General features: G+C 66.8%; 14 protein-coding genes. 9 read left to right on the top strand and 5 right to left on the bottom strand.

The features are described 5' to 3' along the window. On the top strand, positions 1–1,206 hold the full coding sequence (locus ACNQQL_RS10415; RefSeq protein WP_347064061.1) for a glycosyltransferase: 1,206 nt from the start codon (positions 1–3) through the stop codon (positions 1,204–1,206). Here ACNQQL_RS10415 and ACNQQL_RS10420 read toward each other — a convergent pair. Then, the gene (locus ACNQQL_RS10420; RefSeq protein ID WP_347064062.1) at positions 1,163–1,852 is read right to left on the bottom strand and encodes a cephalosporin hydroxylase family protein; all 690 of its coding nucleotides are present in this window, start codon (positions 1,850–1,852) and stop codon (positions 1,163–1,165) included. The two genes, ACNQQL_RS10415 and ACNQQL_RS10420, sit on opposite strands and share 44 nt — an antisense overlap. On the opposite strand from ACNQQL_RS10420, the gene ACNQQL_RS10425 reads away from it, so the two are divergent. Next, complete coding sequence (locus ACNQQL_RS10425; protein ID WP_347064063.1) at positions 1,851–2,837, top strand: phosphotransferase; 987 nt, start codon at positions 1,851–1,853, stop codon at positions 2,835–2,837. The two genes, ACNQQL_RS10420 and ACNQQL_RS10425, sit on opposite strands and share 2 nt — an antisense overlap. Positions 2,838–2,851: 14 nt before the next feature. On the opposite strand, the gene ACNQQL_RS10430 is transcribed toward ACNQQL_RS10425, so the two are convergent. Together ACNQQL_RS10430 and ACNQQL_RS10435 are read right to left on the bottom strand one after the other, a co-directional pair. Continuing rightward, positions 2,852–3,427, bottom strand: coding sequence for a polysaccharide deacetylase family protein (locus ACNQQL_RS10430; RefSeq protein WP_347064064.1), 576 nt, complete (start codon positions 3,425–3,427; stop codon positions 2,852–2,854). Between the two features lie 203 nt (positions 3,428–3,630). Beyond that, positions 3,631–3,996: a hypothetical protein gene (locus ACNQQL_RS10435; RefSeq protein WP_034181339.1), complete on the bottom strand. Its 366-nt coding sequence runs from the start codon at positions 3,994–3,996 to the stop codon at positions 3,631–3,633. 335 nt (positions 3,997–4,331) lie between these two features. Between ACNQQL_RS10435 and ACNQQL_RS10440 the strand changes: the two genes are divergently transcribed. From ACNQQL_RS10440 to ACNQQL_RS10450, 3 genes are all read left to right on the top strand, one after another. After that, positions 4,332–5,768: an aldehyde dehydrogenase family protein gene (locus tag ACNQQL_RS10440; RefSeq protein ID WP_347064065.1), complete on the top strand. Its 1,437-nt coding sequence runs from the start codon at positions 4,332–4,334 to the stop codon at positions 5,766–5,768. A 122-nt stretch (positions 5,769–5,890) separates the two neighbouring features. After that, entirely contained in the window at positions 5,891–7,081 is a 1,191-nt protein-coding gene (locus ACNQQL_RS10445) for an NAD(P)H-dependent flavin oxidoreductase (RefSeq protein WP_072441289.1), read from the top strand. A 65-nt stretch (positions 7,082–7,146) separates the two neighbouring features. Further along, positions 7,147–7,788, top strand: a complete 642-nt coding sequence (locus tag ACNQQL_RS10450; protein ID WP_034181342.1) for an OmpW/AlkL family protein — start codon at positions 7,147–7,149, stop codon at positions 7,786–7,788. A 75-nt stretch (positions 7,789–7,863) separates the two neighbouring features. Here the strand turns inward: ACNQQL_RS10450 and ACNQQL_RS10455 are convergent, their stop codons facing one another. Next, positions 7,864–8,067, bottom strand: coding sequence for a DUF1289 domain-containing protein (locus tag ACNQQL_RS10455; RefSeq protein ID WP_006493160.1), 204 nt, complete (start codon positions 8,065–8,067; stop codon positions 7,864–7,866). A gap of 519 nt (positions 8,068–8,586) precedes the next feature. Between ACNQQL_RS10455 and ACNQQL_RS10460 the strand changes: the two genes are divergently transcribed. The 4 genes from ACNQQL_RS10460 (at position 8,587) to ACNQQL_RS10475 (ending at position 12,670) form a co-directional block, all read left to right on the top strand. Further along, the gene (locus tag ACNQQL_RS10460) at positions 8,587–9,681 is read left to right on the top strand and encodes a polyamine ABC transporter substrate-binding protein (RefSeq protein WP_175961323.1); all 1,095 of its coding nucleotides are present in this window, start codon (positions 8,587–8,589) and stop codon (positions 9,679–9,681) included. An 87-nt stretch (positions 9,682–9,768) separates the two neighbouring features. After that, a complete protein-coding gene (locus tag ACNQQL_RS10465; RefSeq protein ID WP_072441282.1) occupies positions 9,769–10,929 on the top strand; it encodes an ABC transporter ATP-binding protein in 1,161 nt (386 codons plus the stop codon). Then, positions 10,926–11,852 (top strand): ABC transporter permease subunit, encoded by a 927-nt coding sequence (locus tag ACNQQL_RS10470; protein WP_072441279.1) that lies wholly within the window; start codon positions 10,926–10,928, stop codon positions 11,850–11,852. Before ACNQQL_RS10465 ends, ACNQQL_RS10470 begins: the two co-directional genes overlap by 4 nt. Next, the gene (locus tag ACNQQL_RS10475; protein WP_347064066.1) at positions 11,849–12,670 is read left to right on the top strand and encodes an ABC transporter permease subunit; all 822 of its coding nucleotides are present in this window, start codon (positions 11,849–11,851) and stop codon (positions 12,668–12,670) included. Before ACNQQL_RS10470 ends, ACNQQL_RS10475 begins: the two co-directional genes overlap by 4 nt. Before the next feature lie 96 nt (positions 12,671–12,766). On the opposite strand, the gene ACNQQL_RS10480 is transcribed toward ACNQQL_RS10475, so the two are convergent. Further along, on the bottom strand, positions 12,767–13,573 hold the full coding sequence (locus ACNQQL_RS10480) for a sulfite exporter TauE/SafE family protein (protein ID WP_347064067.1): 807 nt from the start codon (positions 13,571–13,573) through the stop codon (positions 12,767–12,769). Between the last annotated feature and the right edge of the window lie 8 nt (positions 13,574–13,581).

A 13,581-nucleotide genomic window follows, 5' to 3' on the forward strand; every position in this document is an offset into this window, starting at 1 on the left:
ATGAAACGCATCCTGTTCTGCGTGGTACCCGAAAAAGGGCACGTCAATCCGTGCATCGGCCCGGCCCAGCATCTGCGCGCCGCCGGCTGCGACGTCGCGTTCTACGCGCCGGCCGACATCAGCGCGCAGCTCGACGGCGCAGGCGACTTCACGTTCGTCGGGCCGCGCGAGACGCCCGAACGCCACGACCTGTCGCGCGGCGCGAGCTTCGCCGCGAACATTCGCGATTCCGACTGGCTGCGGCACTGGATCCGCACGCTGCTGATCGACCTTGCACCCGCGCAGGTGGACGGCATCCGCGCGGTGCTGCGCGAATGGCAACCCGACGTGGTCGTGATCGATCCGCTGCTCTATGCGGCGGCGATCGCCGCGGAGCTGGAAGGGCTGCCGTGGGTCTCGATGTCCAATTCGCTGAATCCGGTGCTGCCGGACGATCTCGATTCGGAACTGTTGCGCACGGTGCGCTGGCTCGCGCCGGAGCGCACGCGCCTGTTCGCGCGCTACGGTCTCGACGCGCGCTTTCGCGGTTGCGACATCCTGTCGCCGCATCTGACGCTCGCGTTCACGACCGACGCACTGGTCGGCGCGCCGCCGCCGGGTGTCGAGCTGGTCGGGCCCGCGCTGCCGTCCGGCCCGCGCGGCGACGAGACACCGTTCCCGTGGGAACGCCTCGATGCGGATCGCCCGCTCGTCTACATGTCGCTCGGCAGCCAGCTTTATTACCACCCGGACGTGTTCGCGAAGGTCATCGAAGCGATGCGCGCGACGTCGGCGCAACTGGTGCTGTCGGTGGGCGAACTGGTCGATTCGGATCTGCTGCCGGCCGGCGACGAGCGCGTCGTCGCGGTGCGTTATGTGCCGCAACTGGCGCTGTTGCGGCGCACGCACGCGTTCGTCAGCCACGGCGGCGCGAATTCGGTGATGGAGTCGCTCGCGTGCGGCGTGCCGATGCTGCTGTCGCCGTTCTGCAACGACCAGTTCCATTCGGCGCACTTCGTCGAGCGGGCCGGCGCCGGGTGCGTGCTAGATCTGCAGCAGGCCGGTGTCGCGGACATTGCCGATGCGCTTGAACGCCTGTTGCGTCCCGGCCCGCTGCGCGAGCACGCGGCGCGCATCCGTGCGAGCTACGCGCGCGACGGCTCGGCGCAGGCCGCCCGCCTGATCAGCGCACTCGCTTCAGGAAGCCGCCTGGCGACAGCGTCATGAGCACGCGGTCCTCGATGTCCTCGTCGACTTCGAACCGGTCGTCGCGGGCGAGAAATTCACGTACGGCCGTCGCCGGGTTGTTGCCTTTGCCGTACGGCTTGCCGTCGAACATCGATGCCGGCAGATACTCCATGATGGTGTCCATCACGATCGCGTAGCTGCCGGGCGTCACGAGGGATGCATAGCATTCGAGTTCGCGCAGCACGTGCGCGTGCGTATGCGTGAGATCGAGGATCGCCATCACGCGCGCGCCGTCGCCGATCTGCGCGCGCACCGACGCGAGCGTGTCGGCCGCGCACGATTCGCCTTCGATCAGCACCATGCGATGGGCGAGCCGGTGCGATTGCAGGCGCTGCCTGACCTCGTCGCGCAGGCGCGGTTCGATCGCGACGACGCGGCCGCGATCGCCGTTCAGTTCCAGCATCGACGCGGAGAACACGACGCCGCCGCCCGCCGCGATGCCGGTCTGCACGATGCAGTCGGGGCGCTCGCGCCAGATCAGTTCCTGGAGCGCGAGCATGTCGCCGGGCAGATGGAAGAAGCGCTCGCCGAGCCAGCGCGTCTGGAACAGATGGTCGAATTCGGCAGCGCGCGTCAGCCATTCGATGTTGATGTCCCGCATGCGGGCCGAAGGACGCTCTGACATGGTCAATGCAACGAGTAGGAGTGACGTGAAAACGCTGGAACCCTGGCTTCACCGGCACTGGAACCTCGGGCCGGCGCGCCTGCAGGCGCTGTCGTCGGGCCATACTAACAAAACGTACCTCGTCGAGTGCGATTCGGAGCGCGTGGTGCTGCGCGTGTCGTGGTCCGGCAAGCCGGTCGAGCAGGCGCATCGCGAGGCGTCGATACTCGGCGATCTCGGCCGTTCGCGCACGGCGCCGATGCTGCCCGCGCTGCCGCGACTGCGGCCGACCGTGGACGCGCAGTCCGGAGTGCAGGCTCCCGATGGAAGCTGGCTGCATGTGTTCGAGCATATCGACGGCAGCCCCGGCCTGCCCGACGATGCGCAAGCGGGCGCGATCGATGCGATGCGCGCGCTCGCGCATCTGCATGCGGCGCTGGCATCGATACCCGCGAGCGCATCGGCGCCGCTGGCGTGGCTGTCGGCGCGCCATGCGCGCGTATCGGCACGTGCGATGCCGTCCTTGTCGGCCGACTTGAGCCGCCACTACGAGACGATGATCCGGCGCATCGGCGCGCATCTCGAAGTCGCTGCACGCTGGCTGACGGGGCCGGTGCATTGGCTGCACGGCGACTATCATGCGGGCAACCTGTTGTATGTGGGGCATACGGTGAATGGCGTGCTCGATTTCGACGACGTCGGGCAGGGCGCACAGTGGCTCGAGGCGGCCTTTGCGCTGTTCGCGCTGTCGCGCGATGCGGGCAGGGACGATGGCTTCGTGTTCGATGCGCAGCAATGGGAGGCCGGCCTGCAAGCCTATGCGGCGATGCGGCCCGATGCTGCGCCGGACTGGATGCGCGCGAACCGCGAGGCGTTGATATCCCTGTTCTGCGTGGACCAGACGCTGATTCATCTGGAAGCCGCGCAGCGCGGCCTGTGGATGCCGGGGCCCGGCATCGGATTTCTCGGCGGCTGGCGGCAGTTGCTGGACGGCGCGGCGCCCTGAAGCCGGCCGCCGCGTCAGTTTTGTCGATTCAGGAACAGGCGCACGGCTTCGACCGTGTTGGGCCGCGCTTCGCCATGCCGCGATCCGTCGTGCATGCAGAACAGCACGTCGCGATGCCGCGCCGCGCTGTCGGCGACATGCGCGCGCATTGCGTCGAACAGTGCCTCGGGCGACGGCGCCGGGCGCTGCCAATCGTCGAGGATTGCGGTCCAGCCTGTGTGTTCGCGTTGAAGGCGTGCAAGTACGCCGGCGCGATTGTCCTGCGGTACCAGCCCATAAGGCAGGCGCAGCGGGATCGTATCCGGCGCGGGCATACCAGCCCGGCGATACGCGTCGCGAATCAGCGCGTCGGTCGCATCGATTTCGGCGATCAGCACGTCGTCTGCCAGCGCGCCCGGCTTCGCGTGGGAATGGGTGTGGTTGCCGAGCCGATGGCCTTCACGCGCCATTCTCGCCGCGATGTCGAGCGCGCCTGCGAGGTTCTTGCCGAGCAGGAAGAAGGTCGCGTTGCACGACGCGGCGCGCAGGACGTCGAGCAAGGGCGGTGTCGACGGGCCCGGGCCGTCGTCGAAACTGAGGTGAATGGACATCGCGGATGGACGCGCCGTTTGAGGTGGACAGGACAGAAGAAACGATAGCGCAAGTTCCGCGGGCTGGCGGCGGCCGGCCAATCGATTCGACGCGAGATCGGCCGGATGGCCGGAACGGCCGGCGACGACCCGTGACGCTACGCGTGTGCCCGTGACACGGATCGGCGTTCGCGCGGTCTGCCGGGTATCGCCCGCCGCGCGACTCAATCGGCCAGCCGCTTGTCCGCGAGCGCCTTGCAGCAGTCGTCGTACACCCATTGCACGAGTTTCGCCCGATAGTCGAGATCGTCGGTATCGACGATTTCCTCGACCGCGTCGCGCGCCCACGGCGCGTCGACGAACCCGGCGTGCCGCTTCGCGATGTCCTGCGCGAGCGCCGCGAGCTTGGCGATCGCGAGCCAGTCGGCCTGACGGTGATGGCGGTCGAGCCAGCGGTGCGCGGCCTGGACCTGGAACGTGGCGTCCGGCCACGATTCGTTGAGGTAAAACGCGCCGAGATTGCCGCAGGTGAGCCAGCAAAGCAGCTCCAGGCGGTCTTGCGAGCCGAGGGTATGGGATGCGTCGGACATGGCAGCGCTCACGAAATGCGTCGATTCCGGGCGGCGCCGGCCGCAATGGGCCGGTGCCGATAATAAAAACATAGCACGATGCGGGCCCGGCCGCGTACCCGGGCGGATGCTGGCACGACGGCGGCATGGCGGACACCGGGCCGGCGTTCACGCCGACGGCGCAGCGAGGGTGCGGCAGAGGCCGGAGTCCTTTCGAATGGCTGTCAATCGTCACACCAGTCGACCGCAACGCTCGCTAGAATGTCGGCTTCCCCGCGAAGCATGGGGCTGGAGTACCTGCTCCCGCCGCCATAAGCGCTAAAGCGCCAACTCTGCCCGACAGGAGACGGAACACGATGAAAATCTACGACCAGTTCTATATCGACGGCGCTTGGCGCAAACCTGCCGGAACGGGCACGATCGACGTGATCGACTCGGGCACCGAGGCCGTGATCGGCCGGATTCCGGAGGGCATCGCCTCCGACGCGCAGGACGCGATCCGCGCGGCGCGCGCGGCCTTCGACGCGTGGGCGGCCACGCCGGCCGCGACGCGCGCGGGCTACCTGCGCAAGATCGTCGAGCGTCTGCAGGCGCGCAGCGAGGAACTCGCGCAGTCGATCACGGGCGAAGTCGGGATGCCGATCAAGCTGTCGCGCGCGATCCAGGTCGGCGGCCCGATCTACAACTGGAAGGCGTATGCGAAGCTCGCCGAGTCGTTCGAATTCGAGGCGCGGGTCGGCAACTCGCTCGTGGTGCGCGAGCCGGTCGGCGTGGTCGCGGCGATCACGCCGTGGAACTACCCGCTCAACCAGGTCACGCTGAAGGTCGCGCCGGCGCTCGCGGCCGGCTGCACGGTCGTCCTGAAGCCGTCCGAAGTCGCGCCGCTCAACGCATTCATGCTCGCCGAAGCGATTCACGAAGCCGGCCTGCCGGCCGGCGTGTTCAACCTCGTGTGCGGCTACGGTCCGGTCGTCGGCGAAGTGCTGGCTACCGACCCGGACGTCGACATGGTGTCGTTCACGGGCTCGACGCGCGCCGGCAAGCGCGTGGCCGAGCTGGCGGCCGCGGGCGTCAAGCGCGTCGCGCTCGAACTGGGCGGCAAGTCGGCGTCGGTGATCCTCGACGATGCCGATTTCGCGACGGCGGTGAAGGGCACGGTCAACGCGTGCTACCTGAACGCGGGGCAGACCTGCTCGGCGCACACGCGGATGCTGGTGCCGGAAGCGCGCTACGAAGAGGCGCGCGAGATTGCGAAGGCCGCGGCCGAAACATACGTCGCGGGCGATCCGCGGCAGGATGCGACGCGCCTCGGCGCGCTCGCGTCGGCCGTGCAGCAGCAGCGTGTGCAGGCGTACATCCAGCGCGGGATCGATGAAGGCGCGGAACTCGTGACGGGCGGCACGGGCCTGCCGGAGGGGCTCGCGAAGGGTTTCTTCGTGAAGCCGACCGTGTTCGGCCGCGTCGATCCGAAATCGACGATCGCGCAGGAAGAGATCTTCGGGCCGGTGCTGTCGATCATCACGTATCGCGACGAAGACGAAGCCGTGCGGATCGCGAACGATTCGCCGTACGGGCTCGGCGGCGCGGTATGGGCCGGCAGCGACGAACGCGCGATGGGCATCGCGCGGCGCATCCGCACGGGGCAGGTCGACATCAACGGCGGCACGTGGAACGGCGCCGCGCCGTTCGGCGGCTACAAGCAGTCGGGGCACGGCCGCGAGAACGGCGTGTACGGGCTCGAAGAGTATCTCGAGTACAAGTCGATGCAGTTGAAGCCAGCGAAGCCGGCCTGAGCGTTTCGCACCGCATGAACCGGAAACGGCACGCTCGCGTGCCGTTTTTTATTGACGGCCGTCAAGGTGCGCTGCAGTGAATCGTCGATCATCGCGGTTCCGATGTTCCGACGAGGTATCCGATGACCGTACGCACTTCCTTTCCGCCGCTGACGATACGCGGCCGCACCTTGCTGCCCGTCGTGCAGGGTGGCATGGGCGTCGGCATCTCCGCGCACCGGCTGGCGGGCAGCGTCGCCCGCGAAGGCGCGGTCGGCACGATCGCGAGCATCGACCTGCGCCACCATCATGCGGACCTGCTCGCGCGTTGTCGTGCGCAGCCCGATCGCGCGACGCTCGAGGCCGCGAACCTCGACGCATTGGCGCGCGAGATCCGTCTCGCGAAGACCTACGGCGAAGGGCGCGGGATGATCGCGGTCAACGTGATGAAGGCGGTGAGCGCGCATGCGGACTACGTGCGAGTCGCGTGCGACGAAGGCGCCGATGCGATCGTGATGGGCGCGGGCCTGCCGCTCGATCTGCCCGATCTCACACAAGGACACGACGTCGCGCTGATCCCGATCCTGTCGGACAGCCGTGGAATCGCGCTCGTGCTGAAGAAGTGGATGAAGAAGGGGCGCCTGCCCGATGCGATCGTGATCGAGCATCCGGCGCACGCGGGCGGCCACCTCGGCGTCACGCAGATCGACGACATGCATGACGCGCGCTTCGATTTCGCGCGTGTGCTCGACGAGACCGCGCAGGTGATGGCATCGCTTGGTCTCGCGCGCGACACGATCCCGCTGATCGTTGCGGGCGGGATCAACAGTCACGAGATGGTGCGTGCGGCGCTCGCGGCCGGTGCGAACGGCGTGCAGGTCGGGACGCCGTTCGCGGTGACGGAAGAGGGCGACGCGCATCCGGATTTCAAGCGCGTGCTCGCCGATGCGGCGCCCGACGACATCGTCGAATTCGTCAGCGTGACGGGGCTGCCCGCGCGCGCGGTGAAGACGCCGTGGCTCGATCGTTACCTGCGCAACGAGACGCGCATCCGCAACAAGCTCGGCGCATTCAAGCAGCGCTGTCCGACCGCGCTCGAATGCCTGAGCGTATGCGGCTTGCGCGACGGCATCGAGAAGTTCGGCCATTTCTGCATCGACACGCGGCTGGCGGCCGCGCTGCGCGGCGACGTCGCGAACGGGCTGTTCTTCCGCGGCCGCGAAGCGCTGCCGTTCGGCCGCGCGATCCGCAGTGTGCGCGATTTGCTCGACCTGCTGCTGACGGGCCGTGCGACCGAGCCTGCGGCAAACCGTCCCACGTTTACGCTGGCTTGACGAATATCAAGATAACGAAAAGACCCTACGAGGAGAATGGAAACCATTCTTTGGGGGTCCGTACCATGCATAAAACGATTCGAACTTTTGTCACCGCTGCCGCCGTCGCGGCAAGCTTCGTCGCGATGCCGTCGGTGTCGCATGCGGCGTCGCCGGGCGACGGCATCAACCAGGGTGACGTACTGGTCCGGCTGCGCGCGATCAGCATCCAGCCGAACGAGCGCGCGAGCGACACGCTCGGCGCGCTCAACGTCGGCGTGAACAACGCGATCGTGCCCGAGCTCGACTTCACGTACATGATCCGCGACTACCTCGGCGTCGAGCTGATCCTCGGCACGTCGCGGCACCAGGTGACGTCGAGCCTCGGCAACCTTGGCGGCGTGGGCGTGCTGCCGCCGACGCTGCTGCTGCAGTACCACTTCAACCATGCCGGCAAGGTGCGTCCGTACGTCGGCGCCGGATTGAACTACACGTACTTCTACAACAACGGGCTCAACGTCGGCGGGGAGGGCGTGTCGATCAACAAGAGCAGCTTCGGGCCCGCGCTGCAGTTCGGCGTCGACGTGCAGTTGACGAAGAAGGTGTTCATGAACGTCGACGTGAAGAAGATCTGGATGAGCACCGATGCGACGCTCGGCGACAAGGGCATCGGCACGCTGCATATCGATCCGTTGATCGTCGGCGTGGGCGTCGGGATGAAGTTCTAGACGCGGCGGGAAAAGAACAGAGTTGGGGTTGGCGGCATGTCAGTCGGCATGCCGCTTTTTTTATGCGCGGCGGATTTACAGCTTGTCGTACTGGAAGCGCATCGCGGTGCCTTCGCGCGTGATGCGCTCCCACACCGCGCGCTTCTCGTCGTCGCTCAGGAAGACCCAGTTCGACACTTCGGCGGCCGTGCGGCCGCAGCCCTTGCAGACTTCGTCGAAGAGGGTCGAGCACACGCCGATGCAGGGGCTGTCGGGCAGGTCGTGGAGATTGGAGGCCATCGGGAGGGTTCGCGCGGTTGAGTCGTCAGCCGCCATTTTAATGCATCGTGGCCGATCGGCCCGGCGGGTGCGGCCGGCATGCGGTACCGGCGCATCGTCACGACAGTGCGGCCGGTCGGTCCGGCGCGGAAGCACGGCAACGGCTGGCCGACAAGGCCGCCCGCCAGGCGCCGGGGCCGCAGCGCGCCGAGATTTTCACCGGTGAAACGGCGGCGCGCACAAGCCGTTGGGCGCGCGACCCGAGCAGCCGGCGAATGCGGTTGCGCCGCTGCCTGTTTTTCCCGGTGGACAGCCGTCGATTACCCGATAGAATTCCCCTCGGAATGCCCAACCGCACGAGCGGCCTGACTGGCCGGCGGCGGTAATCTGTTCCGTTTGCGCGACACCGGCATGATTTTTTTGTGACGGAGCGCGAATGGTGGTAGTTTTCGGGGTTTTCGAGGGGCGGAGCACCAGAATGCGCCGCCGTGACGAGGCAGACGGCAGCCGGACAAACGGTCCGGCCGGAGGGAGAACGGGATGAAAGCAAAGGTAGTGGGCCGGTTCGCAGCGCTCGCGCTGTGCGTGGGTGCATCGGCGGCAGCGGCGAAGGATACGCAGCTCAATGTCTATAACTGGTCGGACTACATTGCGAAGGACACGATCCCGAACTTCGAGAAGCAGGCGGGCGTCAAGGTCCGCTACGACAACTACGACAGCGACGACACGCTGCAGGCGAAGCTGCTGACGGGCAGTTCGGGCTACGACATCGTCGTGCCGACCAGCAACTACGCGGGCAAGCAGATCGCCGCCGGCATCTTCGCGCCGCTCGACAAGTCGAAGCTGCCGAACCTCAAGTACCTCGATCCGCAACTGATGGCGCTCGTCGCAGGCGCGGACCCGGGCAACAAGTACTCGGTGCCCTGGGCGTACGGCACGACGGGTCTCGCGTACAACATGACCAAGGCGCAGCAGGCGCTCGGCAAGGTCCCGCTCGACAACTGGGACATCCTGTTCAAGCCGGAAAACATCTCGAAGCTGAAGACCTGCGGCGTGTCGGTGCTCGATGCGCCCGACCAGATGTTCGCGGCGACGCTGCACTACATCGGCAAGGATCCGATGAGCACGAATCCGGCCGACTACAAGGCCGCGATGGAAGTGCTGAAGAAGATCCGCCCGTACATCACGCAATTCAACTCGTCGGGCTACATCAACGATCTGGTCGGCGGCGACATCTGCTTCGCGTTCGGCTGGTCGGGCGACGTCGTGATCGCGAAGCATCGCGCGATCGAGGCGAAGAAGCCGTACAAGATCGAGTACTACATTCCGAAGGGCGGCGCGCCGGTGTGGTTCGACGTGATGGCGATCCCGAAGGACGCGAAGAACAAGGATGCCGCGCTGCAGTGGATCAACTACATCGAGGATCCGAAGGTGCACGCGGCGATCACGAACGCGGTGTACTACCCGAGCGCCAACGCCGAGGCACGCAAGTACGTGCGGCCCGACGTCGCGAACGATCCGGCCGTCTACCCGCCGGCCGACGTCGTGAAGACGCTGTTCCTGCTCAAGCCGCTGCCGCCTGAAATCCAGCGCCTGCAGACGCGTCTGTGGACCGAGCTGAAGTCGGGCCGCTGACGCGAGCCGGCGTTCCCCCAGCAGTCATGAAGCCCCTGGTGCCCCCGGGGGCTTTGTTCGTTAAACGCAGGAGAGAAGCAGCACATCATGAATAGCCAGTCGGGTGCGCCGGTCGCGGGCGCACCGTCCTCCGTTTCCTCCTCCGGCGCCGATGCGCGCGCCGAGAACTTTGTCCAGATCGTCGACGTCGTGAAGAAATTCGGCGACACCGAAGCCGTGCGCAGCGTCAACCTGACCGTGCGCCGGGGCGAGCTGTTCGCGCTGCTCGGCAGCTCGGGCTGCGGCAAGTCGACGTTGCTGCGCATGCTCGCGGGCCTCGAGACGGTCACGTCGGGCAAGATCCTGATCGACGGCGAGGACCTCGCGCAGATGCCGCCGTACAAGCGGCCCGTGAACATGATGTTCCAGTCGTATGCGCTGTTCCCGCACATGTCGGTCGAGTCGAACGTCGCGTTCGGCCTGAAGCAGGAAGGCGTGCCGAAGGCCGAGCTGAAGGAGCGCGTGCATGCGGCGCTCGAACTCGTGCAGATGAGCAAGTACGCGAAGCGCAAGCCGCATCAGCTCTCCGGCGGCCAGCAGCAGCGCGTCGCGCTTGCGCGTTCGCTGGTCAAGCGCCCGAAGCTGCTGCTGCTCGACGAGCCGATGTCCGCGCTCGACAAGCAGATTCGCCAGCGCACGCAGATCGAGCTCGTCAACATCCTGAACAAGGTCGGCGTCACCTGCATCATGGTCACGCACGACCAGGAAGAAGCGATGACGATGGCGAACCGCCTCGCGGTGATGAGCGAAGGGCAGATCGTGCAGATCGGTTCGCCGAACGAGGTCTACGAATATCCGAACAGCCGCTTCTCGGCCGAGTTCATCGGCTCGACGAACCTGTTCGACGGCATGACCGTCGAGGACGAACCCGACCACGTGTACATCGAATCGCCGGAGCTGCCGAGCCGGCTGTACGTGAGCCACGGGATCTCGGGCCCGCTCGGGATGCCGGTCACGGTGTCGGTGCGCCCCGAGCGGATCGCGCTCACGCGCAAGCCGCCCGAAGGCGCGTTCAACTGGGCGCGCGGCAGGATCGGCAATGTCGCGTACATGGGCGGTTATTCGCTGTATCACGTTAAGCTCGACGCGGGCAAGACGGTGATCGCGAACGTATCGAGCCTCGCGATTTCGGAGCTCGACACGCCGTCGCTCGGCGACGAGATCTACGTGCGCTGGAGCGCGACCGCAGGCGTGGTGCTGACGTCATGAGCGCGTTCAAGTCCCTGCTCGAGTGGCCGGTGCGGCGCTTCAACCTGACGGGCGCCACGGCGGTCGTCGCCGGGCCGTTCACGTGGCTCGTGCTGTTCTTCCTCGTGCCGTTCGTGCTGGTCGTCAAGATCAGCTTCGCGGAGCTGCAGCTCGGCATCCCGCCGTACACGGAGCTCGCGTCGTATGCGGACGGCGTCGTGCACGTCGCGCTGAACCTGTCGCACTACGCGTTCCTGTTCACGGACAGCCTGTATTTCGCGACCTACGTGAACTCGGTGTGGGTGGCCGCGGTCACGACGCTGCTGTGTCTGCTGATCGGCTATCCGATGGCGTACTACATCGCGCGCTCGAACCCGGCGACCCGCAACCTGCTGATGATGGGCGTGATGCTGCCGTTCTGGACGTCGTTCCTGATCCGCGTGTATGCATGGATCGGCATCCTGAAGAACAACGGGTTGCTGAACAACTTCCTGATGTGGATCGGCCTGACCCATACGCCGATCGAGCTGTACCGCACGAACTACGCGGTGTACATCGGGATGGTGTATTCGTACCTGCCGTTCCTCGTGATGCCGCTCTACGCGCACCTCGTGAAGATGGACCTGCGCCTGCTCGAAGCCGCATACGACCTCGGCGCGAAACCGTGGAAGGCGTTCGTGCAGATCACGCTGCCGCTGTCGAAGAACGGGATCATCGCGGGTTGCCTGCTGGTGTTCATCCCGGCGGTCGGCGAGTACGTGATTCCGGAACTGCTCGGCGGCGCGAACACGCTGATGATCGGCCGCGTGATGTGGAATGAGTTCTTCAACAACGCGGACTGGCCGATGGCGTCGGCCGTGACCTGCGCGATGGTGCTGCTGCTGCTCGTGCCGATGGCGATGTTCCAGCACTTCCAGGCGAAGGAGCAGGAGGCCCGTCGATGAAGCCGAATCGTTACCTGCAGTTCGCGGTGCTGTTTGCCGGCTTCGCGTTCCTGTACATCCCGATCCTCAGCCTGATCGTCTATTCGTTCAACGAGTCGAAGCTCGTCACCGTGTGGTCGGGTTTTTCGTTCCGCTGGTACTCGGCGCTCGTCGAGGACGACGAACTGCTGACGGCCGCGTGGCTGTCGTTGAAGATCGGCATGCTGACCGCGTTCGCGTCGGTGTTCATCGGCACGTGGGCTGGCTTCGTGCTCGCGCGGATGGGGCGCTTTCGCGGCTTCGCGCTGTTCAGCGGGATGATCAACGCGCCGCTCGTGATTCCCGAGGTGATCCAGGGGATCTCGCTGCTGCTGCTGTTCATCGAGCTCGCGAAGTGGATCGGCTGGCCGGCCGAACGCGGCATCTTCACGATCTGGCTCGGCCACGTGATGCTGTGCATCTCGTATGTCGCGATCATCGTGCAGTCGCGCGTGCGCGAGCTGAATCCGTCGCTGGAAGAAGCCGCGCTCGATCTCGGTGCGACGCCGCTGAAGGTGTTCTTCACGATCACGCTGCCGCTGATCTCGCAGGCGCTGATCGCGGGCTGGCTGCTGTCGTTCACGCTGTCGATCGACGACCTCGTGCTGTCGGCGTTCCTGTCGGGCCCCGGTTCGACGACGCTGCCGCTCGTCGTGTTCTCGCGCGTGCGCCTCGGGCTGAACCCGGAGATGAACGCGCTCGCGACGCTGTTCATCGTCGCGGTGACGGCCGGCGTCGTGATCGCGAACTTCGTGATGCTGCGGCAAGAGCGCAAGCGGATGGCGGGATTCGCGACCTGATGCGCAGGTTGCGGCCGCAACGAAAAACGCCCGGTGCCGACGACGAGTCGGGCCGGGCGTTTTGTTTGGCGGCGCTGACCTGCAGCCGCCGGAGGTTCACGCGCCGAACGTCGCCTTCGCCAGCATTCCGAGCGCGACGCACACGAGCACGGCCGCGAAGCCGGCCTGCACGTGTCGCGCGGCGAGGTGCCGCGACGCACCGCGTCCGGCGGCCATGCCGAGCGCGGTCGCGATGGTGAACCACAGCGTCACGTCGAGCGGCGCGCGCGTGCCCGACACGAGCGTCGCGAACACGCCGCCGGTGCCGACCAGCGCGATCACCATCAGCGACGTCGCGACGATGCCGTGCATCGACACGTTCGTGAACTTGCGCAGCATCGGCACGATCACGAAGCCGCCGCCGACGCCGAGCAGCCCCGTCATCAGGCCGGTTACCGCGCCGGTCGACGCGAGCGCGAAGCCGACCGGCCAGGACCACACGAGACGGCCCGTATCGGGATTCACGCGACCGACGCACAGCGGCGACGCGTCCGTGTCGACGCTCGCGTGTCGCAGCGCCTGCCGCAGCAGGCGGCCGGCGACGATCAGCATCGTCAGCGCGAACAGCGCGAGCAGCAGGCGCTGCGGCAGCACGTGCGCGAGCCGCACGCCGAGCGTGGTCAGCGGCACGCCGGCCACGGCCATCAGCAGCGCGGCGCGATAGCGCACGAGCCCGCGGCGGAAGCCTTCGAGCGCGCCGAGCGCGGCACTGCCGGCCACCGCGACAAGCGCGACGGGCGTGGCCTGCTGCATCGGCCAGCTCATGCCGACGACGAGTGCGGGCACCGCGAGAATGCCGCCGCCGGCGCCGGTCAGGCCGAGCACGGCGCCGACGAAGCCGCCCAGTACGAGGGAAATCAGCATGACGTCAT

The organism is Burkholderia sp. LFS061, assembly GCF_047978125.1.
Lineage (GTDB): Bacteria > Pseudomonadota > Gammaproteobacteria > Burkholderiales > Burkholderiaceae > Burkholderia > Burkholderia pyrrocinia_C.

What these genes read in the sequence shown, in the direction of transcription:
- ACNQQL_RS10475 (WP_347064066.1), top strand. Translation starts at nt 11,849, where the DNA reads ATGAAGCCGAATCGTTACCTGCAGTTCGCGGTGCTGTTTGCCGGCTTC.
- ACNQQL_RS10425 (WP_347064063.1), top strand. Translation starts at nt 1,851, where the DNA reads ATGGTCAATGCAACGAGTAGGAGTGACGTGAAAACGCTGGAACCCTGG.
- ACNQQL_RS10420 (WP_347064062.1), bottom strand. Translation starts at nt 1,852, where the DNA reads ATGTCAGAGCGTCCTTCGGCCCGCATGCGGGACATCAACATCGAATGG.
- ACNQQL_RS10440 (WP_347064065.1), top strand. Translation starts at nt 4,332, where the DNA reads ATGAAAATCTACGACCAGTTCTATATCGACGGCGCTTGGCGCAAACCT.
- ACNQQL_RS10480 (WP_347064067.1), bottom strand. Translation starts at nt 13,573, where the DNA reads ATGCTGATTTCCCTCGTACTGGGCGGCTTCGTCGGCGCCGTGCTCGGC.
- ACNQQL_RS10460 (WP_175961323.1), top strand. Translation starts at nt 8,587, where the DNA reads ATGAAAGCAAAGGTAGTGGGCCGGTTCGCAGCGCTCGCGCTGTGCGTG.
- ACNQQL_RS10470 (WP_072441279.1), top strand. Translation starts at nt 10,926, where the DNA reads ATGAGCGCGTTCAAGTCCCTGCTCGAGTGGCCGGTGCGGCGCTTCAAC.
- ACNQQL_RS10435 (WP_034181339.1), bottom strand. Translation starts at nt 3,996, where the DNA reads ATGTCCGACGCATCCCATACCCTCGGCTCGCAAGACCGCCTGGAGCTG.
- ACNQQL_RS10430 (WP_347064064.1), bottom strand. Translation starts at nt 3,427, where the DNA reads ATGTCCATTCACCTCAGTTTCGACGACGGCCCGGGCCCGTCGACACCG.
- ACNQQL_RS10465 (WP_072441282.1), top strand. Translation starts at nt 9,769, where the DNA reads ATGAATAGCCAGTCGGGTGCGCCGGTCGCGGGCGCACCGTCCTCCGTT.
- ACNQQL_RS10415 (WP_347064061.1), top strand. Translation starts at nt 1, where the DNA reads ATGAAACGCATCCTGTTCTGCGTGGTACCCGAAAAAGGGCACGTCAAT.
- ACNQQL_RS10445 (WP_072441289.1), top strand. Translation starts at nt 5,891, where the DNA reads ATGACCGTACGCACTTCCTTTCCGCCGCTGACGATACGCGGCCGCACC.
- ACNQQL_RS10455 (WP_006493160.1), bottom strand. Translation starts at nt 8,067, where the DNA reads ATGGCCTCCAATCTCCACGACCTGCCCGACAGCCCCTGCATCGGCGTG.
- ACNQQL_RS10450 (WP_034181342.1), top strand. Translation starts at nt 7,147, where the DNA reads ATGCATAAAACGATTCGAACTTTTGTCACCGCTGCCGCCGTCGCGGCA.